Origin of the sequence: Comamonas sp. wu1-DMT (assembly GCF_040187805.1) — a bacterium.
In the GTDB taxonomy this organism is placed as follows: domain Bacteria; phylum Pseudomonadota; class Gammaproteobacteria; order Burkholderiales; family Burkholderiaceae_C; genus Comamonas; species Comamonas thiooxydans.
The window spans coordinates 160170-176047 of record NZ_JBANEM010000004.1 but is presented as its reverse complement, the minus strand read 5'-3'; the positions used below and the strand labels follow the sequence as shown (position 1 = coordinate 176047).

The following is a 15878-nucleotide window of genomic DNA, read 5'->3' as shown; positions in this document are numbered from 1 at the left end:
CTGTTGCTTGAAACCGGCGTATAAAGTAACAATATATTTCCCAGACCATGCCTGAACTACCGATGAGTCTGACCCTGACCTTCCTCTCATGACAGCTCTGCCATCTTCTGCATCAGCTTTGTCTGCCATCGAATCCAGCGGGGCACGGTTCTCGTCACCCGATTCTGCGACGCCGTTCTCCGTACTGGTCGTCGAGGATCAGGCAGTCATGCGAGCTGCTCTGGTGACGGAACTTCGCCAGGCCGGTGTGACACAGGTGCTGGAAGCCGAAAACGGCCGCACCGCGCTGGCACTGTTTCGCAGCGAAAGACCTGATCTGGTGCTGCTGGACATCCGCCTCCCCGGCGAAGACGGCTATTGGGTCGCGCGTCAGCTGCGCGAGGCCGAGCCCGGCGAGTGGACACCCATCATCTTTCTCTCCGGCCTGGACAACGATCTGGACGTCTGGCGCGGTATTGAGGCGGGGGGCGACGACTACCTGGTCAAACCCGTCAAACCCATTGTGCTGGTCGCCAAGCTGCGCGCCATGCGCCGCCTGCTGGACATGCGCCGTCGCCTGGTCACGGTCTCTGCAGAGCTGCATCTGGCGAATCAAAAGCTCAACGAAATGGTGGAGCTCGATGCGCTCACGGGTCTGGTCAATCGTCGAGGCCTCGATCGCATGCTACATGCCGAAATTGCTGCGGCAAGGCGCGAGAGCAGGCCGCTGACGCTGATGCTTTGCGACCTCGATCACTTCAAGCACTTCAACGATACCTACGGCCATGTCCAGGGTGACGAATGCCTCAAGCAGGTCGGGCGTCTGCTACGCGAAGTCTGCGTGCGCCCGCGCGACATCGCCGCACGTTATGGCGGTGAAGAGTTTGCCATGATCCTGCCCAATACCCCGCGTTCCGGCTCGATGACGTTCGCACGTGCTCTCGGCCAAATGCTCAAGTTCCTCAAGATTCGCCCGCCAGGAGCCGCCGAGGATATTCCGCTGACCCTCTCCGGCGGGATTACCACCTGCATTCCCGACGAGCACACCAGCGCCGAATCCATGCTGATGCGAGCCGACGAAGCCCTGTATGCCGCCAAGTCTCAAGGGCGCAACCGCTTCTTCAGCTTCGAGATGCAGATGGACACCATAGAGCAGAGACAGATCTAGCAGTCCGCCAAGCAGCGTTGCGGCACTGCCTGCCCATTCGACACTTATCAGCTCCGCTCTCAAGAGACGCTAGGATTGGCGCATTGTCCTGTCAGCCCTTCTGGGCTGACCTCTGCCGTTTTTCTAGAGTGACTGGTTATGCGTCGTCTTCAAATGCACCTGCCCGATTGGATGCAGGACTGGCTTGAAATCCTGATTCCCGGGGTTCAGATCTTTCTCATCATCCTGGTGGCCTGGCTGATCAACTGGCTCATCAAGCGCATCATCTCGCGTGCAGGCAAGGCCTATGACCTGCCTCATGAACTGCTCATGCCGCTGCGCGGCGTGTTTCGCTGGATCATCATCGCCGCCGCCATACTGGCGATTCTGGAGCGCCTGGGCATGTCGGCTACCGTGCTCTGGACGGCTTTCACCGGCTTTGCCACAGTGGGTGCCGTTGCCTTCTTCGCAGCCTGGAGCGTGCTCTCCAATCTGTTTTGCGCGCTGCTGATCGTCACCGTCGGCCCCTTCCGTCTGGGCGACTATATCGAGGTGCTCGACACTGCCGAGAAGCCTGGGGCCAAGGGCCGCGTGATCGACCTCAATATGCTCTACATCACCTTGCAGGATGACAGCGCACCGGCAGGCATGCCCAATCTGCTGCAGATTCCCAACTCACTGATCTTCCAGCGCGTCATTCGCCGCTGGAAAGGCGGCATGCCGGTGGTGACGGAGAACACGCCGGCCACCAGCCAGGAAGAAGCGTGCGCGGTGGCCATCACGACTCCTGGCGGCAGCGCCGCTGCCTCGGGCTGAGACCGGCTGATATCGGCTGATACCCGGCCTCCATGCAAAAGGGCTTCCTGAGAAGCCCTTTTTGATTACCTCAAGGCAGGCGCGGCTTGACCTTGCTGGCGGCCAGCTTGGCATTCACACGTGCCTGCTCCACATCGCCAGCGCGCGCCAGGGCCACGCCCATGCGACGCTTGACGAAACTCTCGGGCTTGCCGAAGAGGCGCAAATCGGTGCCGGGCACTGCCAGGGCTTGCTCCACACCATCAAACACCAGGCCTTCGGCATCCTGACCGCCATAAATCACGGCACTGGCACCAGGGTTGCGCAGGCTGGCATCCACGGGCAGACCCAGAATCGCGCGGGCATGCAACTCGAACTCGCTTTGCCATTGCGTGCACAGCGTCACCAGACCTGTGTCATGAGGACGTGGCGAGACTTCGCTGAACCAGACCTGCTCGCCCTTCACAAACAGTTCCACGCCAAACAGGCCCAGACCACCCAGGTCGTCGGTGACGGCCTTGGCAATCTGGCGCGATTTCTCGAGCGCGGCAGGATGCATGGGGTGAGGCTGCCAGCTCTCCACATAGTCGCCGGCCTGCTGGATATGACCCACGGGATCGCAGAAATGGGTTTCGATCTGGCCATCCGCCCCCTTGGCGCGCACGGTCAGCTGGGTGATTTCGTAATCGAAGTCGATAAAGCCTTCGACGATCACGCGCCCCTTGGCCACACGGCCGCCGGCCATGGCGTAATCCCAGGCCTTGGCCACATCGGCAGGGCCGTCGATCTTGCTCTGGCCCTTGCCCGAGCTGCTCATCACGGGCTTGACCACACAGGGGTAGCCGATGGCAGGCTGGCCGTCGCTGCCGTCGATCGCGGCTTGCAGCTCGGCCAGAGAGTCACAGAAACGGTAGGGGCTGGTGGGCAGGCCCAGGGTTTCAGCGGCCAGACGGCGAATACCTTCACGGTCCATGGTCAGACGCGCGGCGCGGGCCGTGGGAATGCAGGTGATGACGCCTGCGGCCTCCAGCTCTTCCAGCATGGGCGTGGCAATGGCCTCTATCTCGGGCACGACCAGATCGGGCTTGACCTCTTCGATCAGCGCCTTGAGCTGGGCCGCATCGCTCATGGTGATGGTGCGCGCATGGTGGGCCACCTGCTGGCCAGGCGCGTTTTCATAGCGGTCCACGGCAATGGTTTCCACGCCCAGGCGCTGCAGGGCAATCAGCACTTCCTTGCCCAGCTCGCCGCTGCCCAGCAGCATGACTTTGGTGGCATTGGGGGAGAGAGGGGTTCCTAGGGTGGTCATGGTTGCATCCTGCATATATGGGGCCAAGCCCCCGATCATAGGCGAGCAGGCAAGCCTCTCGTGACTGCAGCTTGGCAATTCGGCCGCTTTCAGCGCCGAGCTATGAAGCGCATGGCGCGGCTGACTGAAGATTCAGTGCGGCATTGGCGAGTAATGCTCGATGCGGCAGGCGCCGCGATTCTTGCATTGCCCGTCCAGATAGCGAAAGCGTACCGTCACGGCAGTACCGGGACTGGGCCATTGCCTGCGCGGCAGCTCGCTTTGATAGTCTGCCGTTTCGGGCCTGAAGCTCAGCGCCGTGCCCGGTTGCGGGCATTCGGCATCGCCGCTGGCCTTGGCTTCGAGCACGCGGGTCTGCAGCGCGCGGCCACCGCTTTGCTTTTCTCGCACCTGCACCTTGAGATCGCAGATCTGCCAGTCTGCAGCCTGGGCGGCAGCGGCGCAGGCGGTCAAAGCCGCCGCGATCAGAATTCGGAAAAGAGTCATCTGCCTACCTGCGAGTGAGTGGTGTTCATGGGCCAGCATCTCTACCAAATAGATAGCTTCAATCGCTTCAAGACAAAGGGATTGAGGCCAATATCTTGAAATTTTTCGGTGGGTATCAGTGCGTCAGACCGACAGCCTTGCCGCCACGCTGCGGAATGCTTCCCGCGTCGAATCGCATCTCGGAAGTCCAGACCGCATCGTCCCAGACCCAGGGGCTGCTGGCCTGCTCCAGACCCAGCACATGCACGCCGCTCAGGTCCTTGATGCGTTCCTTGAGCCAGTCGATCTGATCGCTGCGCACAAACACCAGGCAGGCAATCTCCCAGTCGGGCTGCGTGATGCCCAGGCCGTGCAGCTGCGACAGCAGCGGGGCATACCATTTCTCGACCCGCTCGTTGAGACGGTTGACCAGCGCCAGCGGATAGCCGGAAGCCGATACCTCGACCACATAGACCTGGCGACGAGCCGGGCGCAGTGCCACGAAAGCCGGGCATTGCCAGCCATCGGCCACCTCGTACTTGGGGGCCACAAAAGTCTCACCGTTGGCCGTGAGCAGCTGCATCACGGCTTCTTCATGTCGGTCCATGCTGAATTTCTCCGGCGCGCCGAAAGTGCGCGCAGGCTCACACCTTAGCTCAGCTCAGGCCTCGCCAAAGCAAATTCCGATATCGCGCGCCATGGTCAGCAGCGGGCTGTCCAGCGGCACGGTGCGCTGGGTATTGGCCACATCGGCAATCGCCACACTGCCGATGCGGCCGTTCTGCAGCGTGACCATATGGCCCAGCTGGCCGCCCAGCACCAGTTGCGCCGCATGGTGGCCGAACTGCGTGGCCAGTACCCGGTCAAACGGCGTCGGATCGCCGCCGCGCTGCACATGCCCCAACACCGTGGTGCGCACCTCGCTCTGGAGATGGGGTTGCAGCCGCTCGCGCAGCACATGGCCGACGCCGCCCAGACGCACGGGGTCGGGACTGTGCGCAATCCGCTCGCGCACCGTCAGGCTCTGGCCGCTTTCCTTGGCACCCTCGCCGATGCAGATGATGGTGTAGCGCTGACGCCGCTCGCGCTCCTGACAGACCTTGATGATGGACTGCAGGTCGTAATCGATCTCGGGCAGCAAAATGATGTCGGCAGCACCAGCGATGCCGGACTCCAGCGCCAGCCAGCCTGCGTGGCGCCCCATGGTCTCCACGATCATCACGCGGTGGTGACTCATGGCCGTGCTCTCGATGCGGCGCAGGCTTTCGGTCACCGTGGCCACGGCCGTGTCGAAGCCGAAGCTGCGCTCGCAGTTGGCAATGTCGTTATCGATGGTCTTGGGCACGCCCACGCATTGCAGTCCCACCTGCGCCAGGCCATGGGCCAGGCTCATGGTGCCGTCGCCGCCGATGGCGACCACCACATCCAGTGCCAGCGCCTTGACATTGCGCCCCACCTGGGCCAGCGTGGCCGCATCGCGCAGCGGGTTGGCGCTGTTGCTGGTGCCCAGGATGGTGCCGCCGATATGCAGAATGCCGCTGACCTCGTCCCAGCTCAGCGCTCTGACGCGCGGACTTGCATCCATCAACCCTTCAAAGCCGTCGGCAATGCCCAGTACCTCGCACTGGCCATGGTTGATCAGGGACTTGGTGACCGCACGGATCACCGCATTGAGGCCGGGGCAGTCGCCGCCACCGGTCAGCACACCAACGCGCATGGGCTCGTTCTCCAAAGATTCTCGAATGCACATCATCCCACGAGAAAGTCGCTGCCAGAGCCTCCCATGCCTGCACCGTGGTTGAGACTGCTTGTCCCCGAACCTGCCTGCCTCAGCGGCTCCCGGGCAGGTCGGCCTCCCGGATCCCTTGCTGCGGCTGCAGCAGCCAGCGGGCCGTGTGGAACTCCGTCACACTGTCGCGGTGCGCCACCGAGACCAGTGCCCCGCCTCTGCCCTGCACCAGTTGCACCAGCCGGCTGTAGATCTGCGCTTCGGCGGCATTGTCCAGCGCGCTCGTGGCCTCGTCCGCAAACACCCAGGCCGGACGCTTGAGCAAGACCCGCGCCACGGACAGCCGCTGCTGCTCGCCTCCCGACAGGCTGCTGTTCCAGGCCGCCTGGCTGTCCAGCCGCTCCTGCAGCTGCGGCAACTGCGCTTCGCGCAAGACCTGTTTGAGCTCAGCGTCGCTGTAGCTTGCCGCCGGCTCCGGATAGGCCAGGGCATCGCGCAGGCTGCCGTCGGGAAAATAAGGGCGCTGAGGAATGAACATTACGTCCAGAGGCCGCTCCACCCGACCTCGCGCATAGGGCCAGATACCAGCAAACGCCCGCAGCAAGGTGGACTTACCGCTGCCAGAAGGCCCGCTGATCAACAGCCTCTGGCCCGGGCATATCTGCAGCCTGGCGTCCGCCACGATGGGGCTTCCTGCGGGCAGGGATACATCGAGATTCCGGGTCTGCAACTGGTTCGACGCTGCAAGCTGAACGCCGACCGGATGCTCCTCCTGCTCGCGCAGGCTCTCGTCGAAACCGGCCAGGCGCGCAGTCGTGGCCCTCCAGGCAGCGATATCGGAGTAGTTGTTGACGATCCAGCTCAGCGAGTCCTGCACCTGATTGAAGGCCGAGCCTATCTGCATGAGCTGACCCAGCTGGATGGCGCCGCTGAAAAAACGCGGTGCGGCAATGATGAAGGGAAAGACCACGGCTGCCTGGCCGAAGAAATTGGTAAACCAACCCAGACTCTTCTGCTTCTTGATCAGGTCCAGATAGTTGCCCAGGGCGTCGCCGAAACGCAGGCCGATCTGAGCACCCTCCACGCGCTCGCCACCGTCCAGGGCGATCGCCTCGGCATGCTCGCGCACACGGATCATGTGATGGCGGAAGTTGGCCTCCAGTTGCTGCTGGCGGTTGTTGAGTCGGACCTGGGGCTTGCCGATCCAGAAGGTGATCGCGCTGCCGACCAGACAATACAGCACGGCCATCCAGACCATGAAACCGGAAACCTGCAGCTGCCCGCCGCCGAACATGGCCGGCAAACTGACATCGACGACGGAGCTCAGGCTCCACAGAATGCCGACGAAGCTCACAAAGGTGACGACCGCATTCAGCAGCCCCATGGAAAGCGACACGGTATAGGTGGTGAACAGATTCAAGTCCTCCTGAATCCGCTGATCGGGGTTGTCGGGGGCCTTGGCATTGCCGTCCACGCCATAGCGCCCCAGCTCCAGCCGGTAGAATGCCTTGGCCGACAGCCAGCGCTGCAACATGTGCTCGGTCAGCCAGCGCCGCCAGTTGAGCTGCAGCAACTGCGTCAGATAGAACTTGTAGACCGCGATGACGATGTACACCAGGGCCAGCCAGAGAAAGCGCCATAGCTGCTGCCAGAACACCTCGGCCTGCTTGTTCTGCAATGCGTCATAGAACACCCGGTTCCATTCATTGATCTGCACCAGCATGAACACCGCCGCGAGATTGAGGCCCACGATGGCGGCCAGCAGCCCCCAGGCCTTCCATTTCTCCTCGGACTGAAAATAGGGCCGGGTCAGCGAAAAGGCCTGGCGCAGCACGCCCGACCGGTTTTTGCGGGACTCAGGTCCCGGGCTCTTGGAAGTCATGCAGGCTTTCGGTGATTCATGAACCGCTGGCGCCACGGCGATGCCGCTGCCAGGCTTCTGAGCACACCCTAAGCCGGCTAACTGAGGCCAGACTTAAATTTCAGCAGCCGACCTGCCCAGCCTTCGAAAGGCATAAAAAAAATCCGCTGCCCTTGCGTCAAAGGCAGCGGATGGCGGGCCGGCTCAGTGCCGCCTAGGGCAACAGATCCAGCGCCTGCAGATAGGCAGGCTGGCGCATCAGATCGTCCCAGGCCTGAGGTTCCGTGTCGGGCAGCAGCGAGACACGGCGCGACTCGGAGTCGATATCGGGCACCCAGCGGCCGTCGCGCAGCGCGGCATCCATGCCGTCCAGCAACTCGTCCACATGCTCGCCCAGACCCAGGCTCTGGTTGCACAGCAGCACCATGTCGCAGCCCGCATTCAGGGCCGTCAACGCGGCATCGGTGTAGCTGATGAGTGCGCCGTCGATGCGGCGCGCGCCCTCCATGCTCAGATCGTCGCTGAAGATGGCTCCGTCATAGCGCAGACGGGCGCGCAGAATATCCTTGAGCCATTTCTCGCTGAAGCCCGCCGGGCGCTTGTCCACCTTGGGGTAGATCACATGAGCGGGCATGACGGCCGTGAGCACGCTGGACAGCCAGGGATAGGGAGCGGCGTCTTCGTCGAGGATGGCCGTCAGGCTGCGCTTGTCGACGGGAATGTCCACATGCGAGTCGGCCTTCACAAAGCCGTGACCGGGAAAATGCTTGCCGCAGTTGCCCATGCCGGCCTGCAGCAGACCCTGCATCAGGCTCCTGGCAAGAGCGGCCACCACGCGCGGGTCGCGGTGAAAGCTGCGATCGCCGATGACCGAGGATTCGCCATAATCCAGGTCCAGCACGGGCGTGAAGCTGAAGTCCACGCCGCAGGCACGCAGCTCCGTGCCCAGCACATAGCCGGCGGCCGTGGCGGCGTTCATGGCCCGCATGGCGCCGCTGCCTTCGCGGTATTTTTTACCTTTGCCGCTGCGCACGCCGTCGTCCATCCACATCTCGCCAAAGGCACGCATCGGCGGAATATGCGTGAAGCCATCGGTGCGAAAGCGCTGCACGCGGCCGCCCTCGTGGTCCACGCTGATCAGCAGATCGGGCTTGACGGCCTTGATATCGGCGCACAGCTGGACCAGCGCGCTGCGGTCCTCCCAGTTGCGCTTGAAGAGAATGATGCCGCCCACCAGAGGATGGGAAAGGCGCGCGCGGTCCACATCGGTCAGCGATGTACCTGCAATATCAATGATGAGAGGGGCGTGCATACTCATGAAGTACTTGTTTTTGATAGCTGCTAGCGCTTATCCATTAAGTGCCAGCGCCATATTTCATTCTTTTCTTTCGACGACACAAAAGCTGGCTGCGTAGTCGGACTCATCGGTGACGGACAGGTGCGCCGTCAGATTGTTTTTCTCGAACCACTCCTTGAGTTCGCCATGCAGACGAATCGCAGGCTGGCCGCTGGGCAGCTTGATGACTTCGCAATGGCGCCAGGTCATGGGCATGACCATGCCCATTCCCACGGCCTTGCTGAACGCCTCCTTGGCCGAAAAGCGCGTGGCCATATAGCGGATGCCGCGCTCGGGCCAGCGCTCGCTGCGCGCCTTCCAGGTCGCCAGTTCGCCATCGGCCAGAACCTTGCGGGCAAAGCGCTCGCCATGCTTTTCCAGGCTGGCGCGTATGCGGCGCACATCGCAGATATCGGTGCCGATGCCGTAAATCATCCATGGCTCCTTATAGAGAAAAAGGCCTTAAACGCTTACCCACAAAGCGCTGGCAGCTATCTTTTCAGGAATTCTTGCCTGCCATGCCAGCGTCGATGCAGGCCTGATAGGCCTTGACGGTCTCGGCATAGCCCAGCTCCAGTGCATCGGCAATCAGGGCGTGGCCGATGGAGACTTCGGCCAGACCCGGCACCCGGGCCACAAAGGCGGCCAGATTGTCGCGATTAAGGTCATGGCCGGCATTGATGCCCAGCCCGGCATCCAGCGCCGCCTGCGCGGCCCTGGCATAGGTCTGCAGTTGTTGCTCCTGCTCGGCCTTGCCCCAGTTGGCGGCAAAAGGCTCGGTGTAGAGCTCCACGCGGTCGGCACCTACAGCCTTGGCCGCCGCCATCTGCTCGGGGATGGGGTCCATGAACAGGCTCACGCGCACGCCCAGAGCCTTGCATTCGGCAATCAGCGGCTTGAGGCGTTCGGCATCCTGGGGAAAGCTCCAGCCATGGTCACTGGTGAACTGGTCTTCGCTGTCGGGCACGAACGTGGCCTGATGCGGGCGCGTCTGGCGGATGAAGTCCATCAGGTTCTGCGTGGGATTGCCCTCGATATTGAACTCGGCGCCAGGCCAGTTCTTGAGCAGCTCGTGCAGTTCGAAGACATCCTGAGCGCGGATATGACGCTCATCGGGACGCGGGTGGATGGTGATGCCCTGCGCTCCGGCCTCCAGGCAGATCTGCGCCGCACGCGTCACCGAGGGAATGCCCAGATGGCGGGTATTGCGCAGCAGCGCCACCTTGTTGACATTGACCGAAAGCGCGGTGCGAGGGGAGGCAGAGGTATTCATAGCGATTGCAGATCCATCATCAGCTGGCGGGTGCGCAGCATGGTTGAGCCGCAATGGTATTGCAGAAGATGGCGCAATTGCGGCTTCAGGGCCTGGGCCACCTCCGGCTCGGCCAGCGCGTTCAGGGTTCTCGGAAATGGCTGCTCGGCCTGCAGCGCCAGCTCTATGGCCTGCCACTGCTGGCCGCTCAACGCCGCGCGCTCGTAGCCGGCGGCCTGGCGCAGGCCGCCGTCGGCCACCAGGGTGTAACGCAAAACACTGTTGAGCTGGCTGAGCGTTGCGCTTTCCTGCCTCAGATCGGGCAGATGGCCGAGTTCGCGCAGCAGCACCAGCTCGAAGGCGCGCAGCACGGGTTCGATGGCCTCGGTCGTGCCGCCATGCTGACCAGCCAGCACGCGCACCACACCGGCATAGATATCGAACAGCGCCGTATAAGGGTCATCGCGCGCCAGCAGGCGCAGCAGCAACTCGTTCAGATACATGCCCGACCACAGCGCATCGCCCTGGGGCATGACATGGCCGCCCACCCATTCCGCCCCCTTCAGGCTATGAATCTCGGCATTACCCTCTGCTCCCAGCGTGTAGCTGAGCTTGAGCGGCTGCAGCGGCAGCAGGACGGGGCGAAAGTTGGAGGTATGGCGCTTGACGCCCTTGGCCGCAAGCGCCACGCGCCCGCGATGGCGCGTGAACACCTCCAGGATCAGGCTGGATTCGCTCCAGTCGTACTGGTGCAGGATGTATGCGGGTTCGTCGCCGACGCGTTTGGCGCTAGCCATGACTTGCTCCGTACCACAACAAAAATGTGAAGGGGGTGGTTTTGCCGCCGGGCCGCCCCAAGGCAAAACCCGGCCTAAGCCGGGTCAGGGCCCCCTCGGGGGGCAGCGAGCACACGCAGTGAGCGAGCGTGGGGGTCAAAAAGTTTTACTCGTAGCCGAAGGATTTGACCCGGGCCTCGTCATCGGCCCAGCCGGACTTGACCTTGACCCAGACTTCGAGGAACACCTTGGCATTGAGCAGCTTTTCGAGCTCCTGACGGGTTTCGGTGGAGATGCGCTTGAGGCGCTCGCCGCCCTGGCCGATCACCATGGCCTTGTGACCGTCGCGCTCGACCACGATGGTGGCGGCAATGCGCATGAAGCGACCGAACTTGGGGCTGGGCTCTTCCTCGAACTTGTCGATGACCACCGTCGATGTATAGGGCAGCTCGTCGCCCGTGAAGCGGAACAGCTTCTCGCGCAGAGTCTCGGAAGCCAGGAATTTCTCGCTGCGGTCGGTCAGTTCGTCCTCGCCGTAGAACCAGGGCTGCTGCGGCAGGTATTTGGCGCAGATGCCATACATGCGCTCGATATCCTTCTTGTTCTTGGCCGACATGGGCACGAACTCGGCAAAAGGATGGCGCTCCTGCATGTCGCGCAGCCAGGGGGCGATCTCGGCGCGGCGACCCACGGTGTCGAGCTTGTTGGCGATCAAGAGCGTGGGAATGCCGGGCTTGAACAGGCTCAGCACCTTGGCATCGGCCAGCGTGAAGCTGCCCGCCTCCACCACGAACAGGATCAGGTCCACATCGCCGATCGCGCCCATCACGGTCTTGTTGAGCGACTTGTTCAGAGCGGTGGAATGCTTGGTCTGGAAACCGGGGGTATCGACAAAGACGAACTGGGTCTCGTCCTTGGTGCGGATGCCGGTGATGCGGTGGCGCGTGGTCTGGGCCTTGCGCGACGTGATGGAGATCTTCTGGCCCACCAGCGCGTTCATCAGCGTGGACTTGCCCACATTGGGCTTGCCGACGATGGCGATCAGGCCGCAGCGCTGCTCTTCGGGCGCGTAGACGCGGGCCGGAGCCTCTTCCTCCTGATCGCGGATGGCAGTCGGCGTGCTACCGGGCTTGGCAGCGGCCAGCATGGCGCTGATGTAGTCCAGGCTGGGGTCGCTGATATCGGTAGTCACAGACTTGGGGCCCTTTTGGCCCTTGGCTTTTTCTGCACCTGCGGTGCCCGCTATCTTTTTCTTAGCAGCATCGGTCATGGATTTTTGGCTTTCACTTTTTCCAGCAAGGCAGCGGCGGCTGCCTGCTCGCCCATGCGACGGGATGCTCCCGAGCCCTGGGCGCTGATATTCCATTCGGCAATCGTGCACTCGACCTTGAAGGTCTGCTTGTGCGCCGCGCCACTGATTTCCACCACATGGTATTGCGGCAGCTTCATGCGCTTGCCCTGTAGCAATTCCTGCAGTGCGGTCTTGGGGTCTTTGTCGGCCGCACGCATATGGGGGTTGATGTCCACGCCCTCGAAGAGGTGGTGGACGACTTTCTCGCCTGCGGCAAAGCCGGCATCGAGGTAGACGGCACCGATCAGCGCCTCCACGGCATCAGCCAGGATGGAGGGACGCTGCTTGCCGCCGGACTTGGCCTCACCTTCGCCCAGGCGCAGCAGATCGGGCAGCTGCAGCTTCAGCGCAATCTTGTGCAGCGTGCCTTCCTTGACGAGATTGGCCCGAACGCGCGAGAGATCGCCTTCGGGCATGGAGGCCAGCTTGGCGTAAAGCAAGCTGGAGATGGCCAGACTGAGCACCGAGTCGCCCAGAAACTCCAGTCGCTCGTTGTTGTCGGCCGAAAAGCTGCGGTGCGTGATGGCACGCTGCAGCAGCGCCGGATTGGCAAATTGATGTTGCAGCCTTTGCTGCAGAGCGACTAGAGCAGGTTCCACCTGAAAGGTCTATTTCTTGAAACGGTAAACAAGGTAGGCGGGGCCTGCCAGATGAATCTCACGGGAATACTCGAAGCCCACGACGATCTTGTCGTTGACCTTGGTCACGTTCAGATCGTTGCCGGAGATGGACTTGAAATCATCAATGGAGGCCGAACGATCGAAGCTGGCCTTGACTTCAGCAACGGTACTGCCTTCAGCGGCGGCCTTGTTGGCCGCCTTGGTGATGGCCTGGTACTCCAGGAAGACGGGCACCGATTGTGCGCCAATTGCGGCAACCGCCACGATGACGGCCACGAGAAACACCAGGCCGATAAAGGACAGACCACGCTGCCTGGAGCGCAATGCCAGATTTTTCATGCTTTTCCCCTCTCAAGCCGGGCATGTTTCTGCCCGTGTATCCCAGAAAAAATGACGAAACGATTGCTGGTGCTCAGTGGAAACGGCCGATACGGCTCAGGTCACCAAAGTTCATCCAGACAAAAAAAGGCCTTGCCCACGATGTTCTGGTCGGGCACAAAGCCCCAGTAGCGCGAATCCAGCGAGTTGTCGCGGTTGTCGCCCATCATGAAGTAATGGCCCTCGGGCACCTTGCAGGTCACGCCTTCCACGCTGTAGCGGCAGTTTTCCTTGAAGTCGAAATTGCTCGCCCCCTGAATGAAGGCCGGCACATCGTTGTTGACGATGGCACGGTGCGGCTGCTCGCCCAGAGTTTCCTCGAACTGCTTGAAGTAACGCATCACGTCACGGTCCAGAAAGTCCGGTAGCTCACGGGTGGGCAGCTCCTTGCCGTTGATGCTCAGGCGCTTGTTGATATAGGCCACCTCATCGCCGGGCACGCCCACCACACGCTTGATGTAGTCCAGCGTGGGCTGGGGCGGGTAGCGGAACACCATCACATCGCCGCGCTGGGGCTTGTTGCCTTCGGTGATCTTCTTGTTGATCACGGGCAGGCGGATGCCGTAGGTGAACTTGTTGACCAGGATCAGGTCGCCCACCATCAGCGTCGGGATCATGGAGCCCGAGGGAATCTTGAACGGCTCGAACAGAAAGGAGCGCAGCACGAAGACGATGGCGATCACCGGGAACAGACCGGCGGTCCAATCCAGCCACCAGGGTTGCATGAGGATGCGACCTTTGGCGTCTTCGGAGACTTCGATGTCGGTCTTGGCAATGCCCATGCGGTCTAGCTCGGCGCGGCGCTCGACCGCGGCCTGCTCCAGCGCAGCCGCAGCCGCGCGGCGTCGAGGCCAGAAGTAAAAGCGCTCGGCCAGCCAGTACACCCCGGTCACCACGGTTGCCAGAAACAGCAGCAGTGCGAAGTTGCCTTCGATGGAGCCGGTGTACCAGGCCGCGATATAGCCTACAAAGGCCGCCAGGATGGCGGCCGTGATCCACTGCATGACTTGCATCAATCCTCCACTTGCAGAATGGCCAGGAAGGCTTCCTGCGGCACTTCCACGGAACCGATCTGCTTCATACGCTTCTTGCCGGCCTTCTGCTTTTCAAGCAGCTTGCGCTTGCGCGTGATGTCGCCGCCATAGCACTTGGCCAGCACGTTCTTGCGCATGGCCTTGACGGTTTCACGCGCAATGATGTTGGCGCCGATCGCGGCCTGAATGGCCACATCGAACATCTGGCGGCTGATGATCTCGCGCATCTTGGCCACCACGGCACGGCCGCGGTAAACGGACTGCGAGCGGTGCACGATGATGGACAGGGCATCGACCTTTTCGCCATTGAGCAAGATATCGACTTTCACCACGTCGGAAGCACGATATTCCTTGAACTCATAGTCCATGGAGGCATAGCCGCGCGAGACGCTCTTGAGCTTGTCGAAGAAGTCCAGCACGATTTCGCCCAAAGGCATCTCGTAGGTCAGCATGACCTGACGGCCGTGGTATTGCATATTCATCTGCACGCCACGCTTCTGGTTGGCCAGCGTCATCACCGGACCCACATAGTCTTGCGGCATGTAGAGGTGCACGGTCACGATGGGCTCGCGGATCTCCTGGATGCGGCCGATATCGGGCATCTTGGAAGGATTTTCCACATCGATCAGCTCGCCATCGCCCTTGATCACCTGGTAGACCACGCTGGGGGCCGTGGTGATCAGATCCTGGTCGAATTCGCGCTCCAGTCGCTCCTGCACGATTTCCATGTGCAGCAGACCCAGGAAGCCGCAGCGGAAGCCAAAGCCCAGCGCCTGCGAGACTTCGGGCTCGAACTGCAGCGCCGCATCGTTGAGCTGCAGCTTTTCCAGCGCATCACGCAGCTGGTCGTATTCAGAGGCTTCGGTGGGGTACAGACCCGCGAAAACCTGGGGCTTGACTTCCTTGAAGCCCGGCAGAGGCTTGTCGGCAGGACCCAGGTTGTTGGGCAGCTTTTTTTCCAGCGTGATGGTGTCACCGACCTTGGCAGCCTTCAGCTCCTTGATGCCGGCAATGATGTAACCCACCTCGCCGGCCCTGAGCATGTCGCGCGGCTGGTTGGCCGGGGTGAACACGCCGATGTTGTTGGCTTCGTAGGCAGCGCCGCTGGCCATCATCTTGAAGCGCTCGTTCTTCTTAAGCTCGCCATCGACCACGCGCACCAGCATCACGACGCCCACATAGGGGTCAAACCAGCTGTCCACGATCATGGCACGCAGCGGGCCATCGGGATTGCCCTTGGGGGCCGGCACCTTGGCCACGATGGCTTCCAGGATCTCGTCGATGCCCATGCCGGTCTTGGCCGAGCAGGGAATGGCATCGCTGGCATCGATACCGATCACGTCCTCGATCTCGGCCTTGGCGTTCTCGGGATCGGCCTGGGGCAGGTCCATCTTGTTGAGGACGGCGAATACCTCCACGCCCAGGTCCAGCGCGGTGTAGCAGTTGGCCACGGTCTGGGCTTCCACGCCCTGGGAGGCATCGACCACCAGCAGGCCGCCTTCGCAGGCCGACAGCGAGCGCGAGACTTCGTAGGAAAAGTCCACGTGGCCAGGGGTGTCGATCAGGTTCAGGTTGTAGACCTTGCCGTCCTTGGCCTTGTACTGCAGGGCAGCGGTCTGGGCCTTGATGGTGATGCCGCGCTCTTTCTCGATGTCCATCGAGTCCAGCACCTGGGCTTCCATATCGCGGTCGGCAAGGCCTCCGCAGCGCTGGATCAGGCGGTCCGCCAGAGTGGACTTGCCATGGTCAATATGCGCAATGATGGAGAAATTACGGATGTGATTCATCAACGAGAAAGACAGCTTTGGAATTGAAAAAAGTGGCCTGCAGCAGCAAGAAAAAAGGG

At 62.0% G+C, this 15878-nt stretch carries 15 protein-coding genes and 1 pseudogene; 2 read left to right on the top strand and 14 right to left on the bottom strand.

What is annotated here, in order from left to right; all coding sequences use genetic code 11:
• The first annotated feature begins 88 nt into the window (after positions 1-88).
• Positions 89-1147 (top strand): GGDEF domain-containing response regulator, encoded by a 1059-nt coding sequence (locus V8Z78_RS08515; protein WP_012837272.1) that lies wholly within the window; start codon positions 89-91, stop codon positions 1145-1147.
• A 138-nt stretch (positions 1148-1285) separates the two neighbouring features.
• The gene (locus tag V8Z78_RS08510; protein WP_003064226.1) at positions 1286-1942 is read left to right on the top strand and encodes a mechanosensitive ion channel family protein; all 657 of its coding nucleotides are present in this window, start codon (positions 1286-1288) and stop codon (positions 1940-1942) included.
• A 70-nt stretch (positions 1943-2012) separates the two neighbouring features.
• Here V8Z78_RS08510 and purT read toward each other — a convergent pair whose 3' ends face one another.
• From purT to lepA, 14 genes and pseudogenes are all read right to left on the bottom strand, one after another.
• Positions 2013-3230, bottom strand: coding sequence for a formate-dependent phosphoribosylglycinamide formyltransferase (gene purT / locus V8Z78_RS08505; RefSeq protein WP_003064223.1), 1218 nt, complete (start codon positions 3228-3230; stop codon positions 2013-2015).
• A gap of 132 nt (positions 3231-3362) precedes the next feature.
• The gene (locus V8Z78_RS08500) at positions 3363-3716 is read right to left on the bottom strand and encodes a hypothetical protein (RefSeq protein ID WP_046461215.1); all 354 of its coding nucleotides are present in this window, start codon (positions 3714-3716) and stop codon (positions 3363-3365) included.
• A gap of 115 nt (positions 3717-3831) precedes the next feature.
• Positions 3832-4302 carry a hypothetical protein gene (locus V8Z78_RS08495; RefSeq protein ID WP_046461214.1) on the bottom strand — a complete coding sequence of 157 codons (471 nt, stop codon included), beginning with the start codon at positions 4300-4302 and terminating at the stop codon, positions 3832-3834.
• A 54-nt stretch (positions 4303-4356) separates the two neighbouring features.
• Positions 4357-5412, bottom strand: coding sequence for a 6-phosphofructokinase (locus V8Z78_RS08490; protein WP_003057959.1), 1056 nt, complete (start codon positions 5410-5412; stop codon positions 4357-4359).
• Between the two features lie 112 nt (positions 5413-5524).
• Positions 5525-7306, bottom strand: a complete 1782-nt coding sequence (locus V8Z78_RS08485) for an ABC transporter ATP-binding protein/permease (protein ID WP_349731229.1) — start codon at positions 7304-7306, stop codon at positions 5525-5527.
• Positions 7307-7499: 193 nt separating this feature from the next.
• Entirely contained in the window at positions 7500-8603 is a 1104-nt protein-coding gene (gene nagZ / locus V8Z78_RS08480) for a beta-N-acetylhexosaminidase (protein ID WP_280007289.1), read from the bottom strand.
• Between the two features lie 57 nt (positions 8604-8660).
• Entirely contained in the window at positions 8661-9056 is a 396-nt protein-coding gene (acpS, locus tag V8Z78_RS08475) for a holo-ACP synthase (RefSeq protein WP_003064212.1), read from the bottom strand.
• 64 nt (positions 9057-9120) lie between these two features.
• Complete coding sequence (locus V8Z78_RS08470; protein ID WP_003064209.1) at positions 9121-9894, bottom strand: pyridoxine 5'-phosphate synthase; 774 nt, start codon at positions 9892-9894, stop codon at positions 9121-9123.
• The gene (gene recO / locus V8Z78_RS08465) at positions 9891-10670 is read right to left on the bottom strand and encodes a DNA repair protein RecO (RefSeq protein ID WP_003064206.1); all 780 of its coding nucleotides are present in this window, start codon (positions 10668-10670) and stop codon (positions 9891-9893) included. The genes V8Z78_RS08470 and recO overlap by 4 nt, the downstream gene beginning before the upstream one ends.
• Positions 10671-10815: 145 nt before the next feature.
• Positions 10816-11919 (bottom strand): GTPase Era, encoded by a 1104-nt coding sequence (era, locus tag V8Z78_RS08460; RefSeq protein WP_003064203.1) that lies wholly within the window; start codon positions 11917-11919, stop codon positions 10816-10818.
• Complete coding sequence (rnc, locus tag V8Z78_RS08455; RefSeq protein WP_003057967.1) at positions 11916-12599, bottom strand: ribonuclease III; 684 nt, start codon at positions 12597-12599, stop codon at positions 11916-11918. Before rnc ends, era begins: the two co-directional genes overlap by 4 nt.
• 9 nt (positions 12600-12608) lie before the next feature.
• The gene (locus tag V8Z78_RS08450) at positions 12609-12959 is read right to left on the bottom strand and encodes a DUF4845 domain-containing protein (protein ID WP_003064200.1); all 351 of its coding nucleotides are present in this window, start codon (positions 12957-12959) and stop codon (positions 12609-12611) included.
• Between the two features lie 73 nt (positions 12960-13032).
• Positions 13033-14011 (bottom strand): annotated as a pseudogene (lepB, locus tag V8Z78_RS08445) (signal peptidase I).
• Positions 14011-15819, bottom strand: coding sequence for a translation elongation factor 4 (gene lepA, locus V8Z78_RS08440; protein ID WP_046461209.1), 1809 nt, complete (start codon positions 15817-15819; stop codon positions 14011-14013). Before lepA ends, lepB begins: the two are co-directional and overlap by 1 nt.
• Positions 15820-15878: the final 59 nt, after the last annotated feature.

Coding starts and splice junctions, on each gene's coding strand:
- V8Z78_RS08515 (WP_012837272.1), top strand. CDS start 89: ATGACAGCTCTGCCATCTTCTGCATCAGCTTTGTCTGCCATCGAATCC.
- V8Z78_RS08510 (WP_003064226.1), top strand. CDS start 1,286: ATGCGTCGTCTTCAAATGCACCTGCCCGATTGGATGCAGGACTGGCTT.
- purT (WP_003064223.1), bottom strand. CDS start 3,230: ATGACCACCCTAGGAACCCCTCTCTCCCCCAATGCCACCAAAGTCATG.
- V8Z78_RS08500 (WP_046461215.1), bottom strand. CDS start 3,716: ATGACTCTTTTCCGAATTCTGATCGCGGCGGCTTTGACCGCCTGCGCC.
- V8Z78_RS08495 (WP_046461214.1), bottom strand. CDS start 4,302: ATGGACCGACATGAAGAAGCCGTGATGCAGCTGCTCACGGCCAACGGT.
- V8Z78_RS08490 (WP_003057959.1), bottom strand. CDS start 5,412: ATGCGCGTTGGTGTGCTGACCGGTGGCGGCGACTGCCCCGGCCTCAAT.
- V8Z78_RS08485 (WP_349731229.1), bottom strand. CDS start 7,306: ATGACTTCCAAGAGCCCGGGACCTGAGTCCCGCAAAAACCGGTCGGGC.
- nagZ (WP_280007289.1), bottom strand. CDS start 8,603: ATGAGTATGCACGCCCCTCTCATCATTGATATTGCAGGTACATCGCTG.
- acpS (WP_003064212.1), bottom strand. CDS start 9,056: ATGATTTACGGCATCGGCACCGATATCTGCGATGTGCGCCGCATACGC.
- V8Z78_RS08470 (WP_003064209.1), bottom strand. CDS start 9,894: ATGAATACCTCTGCCTCCCCTCGCACCGCGCTTTCGGTCAATGTCAAC.
- recO (WP_003064206.1), bottom strand. CDS start 10,670: ATGGCTAGCGCCAAACGCGTCGGCGACGAACCCGCATACATCCTGCAC.
- era (WP_003064203.1), bottom strand. CDS start 11,919: ATGACCGATGCTGCTAAGAAAAAGATAGCGGGCACCGCAGGTGCAGAA.
- V8Z78_RS08450 (WP_003064200.1), bottom strand. CDS start 12,959: ATGAAAAATCTGGCATTGCGCTCCAGGCAGCGTGGTCTGTCCTTTATC.
- lepA (WP_046461209.1), bottom strand. CDS start 15,819: ATGAATCACATCCGTAATTTCTCCATCATTGCGCATATTGACCATGGC.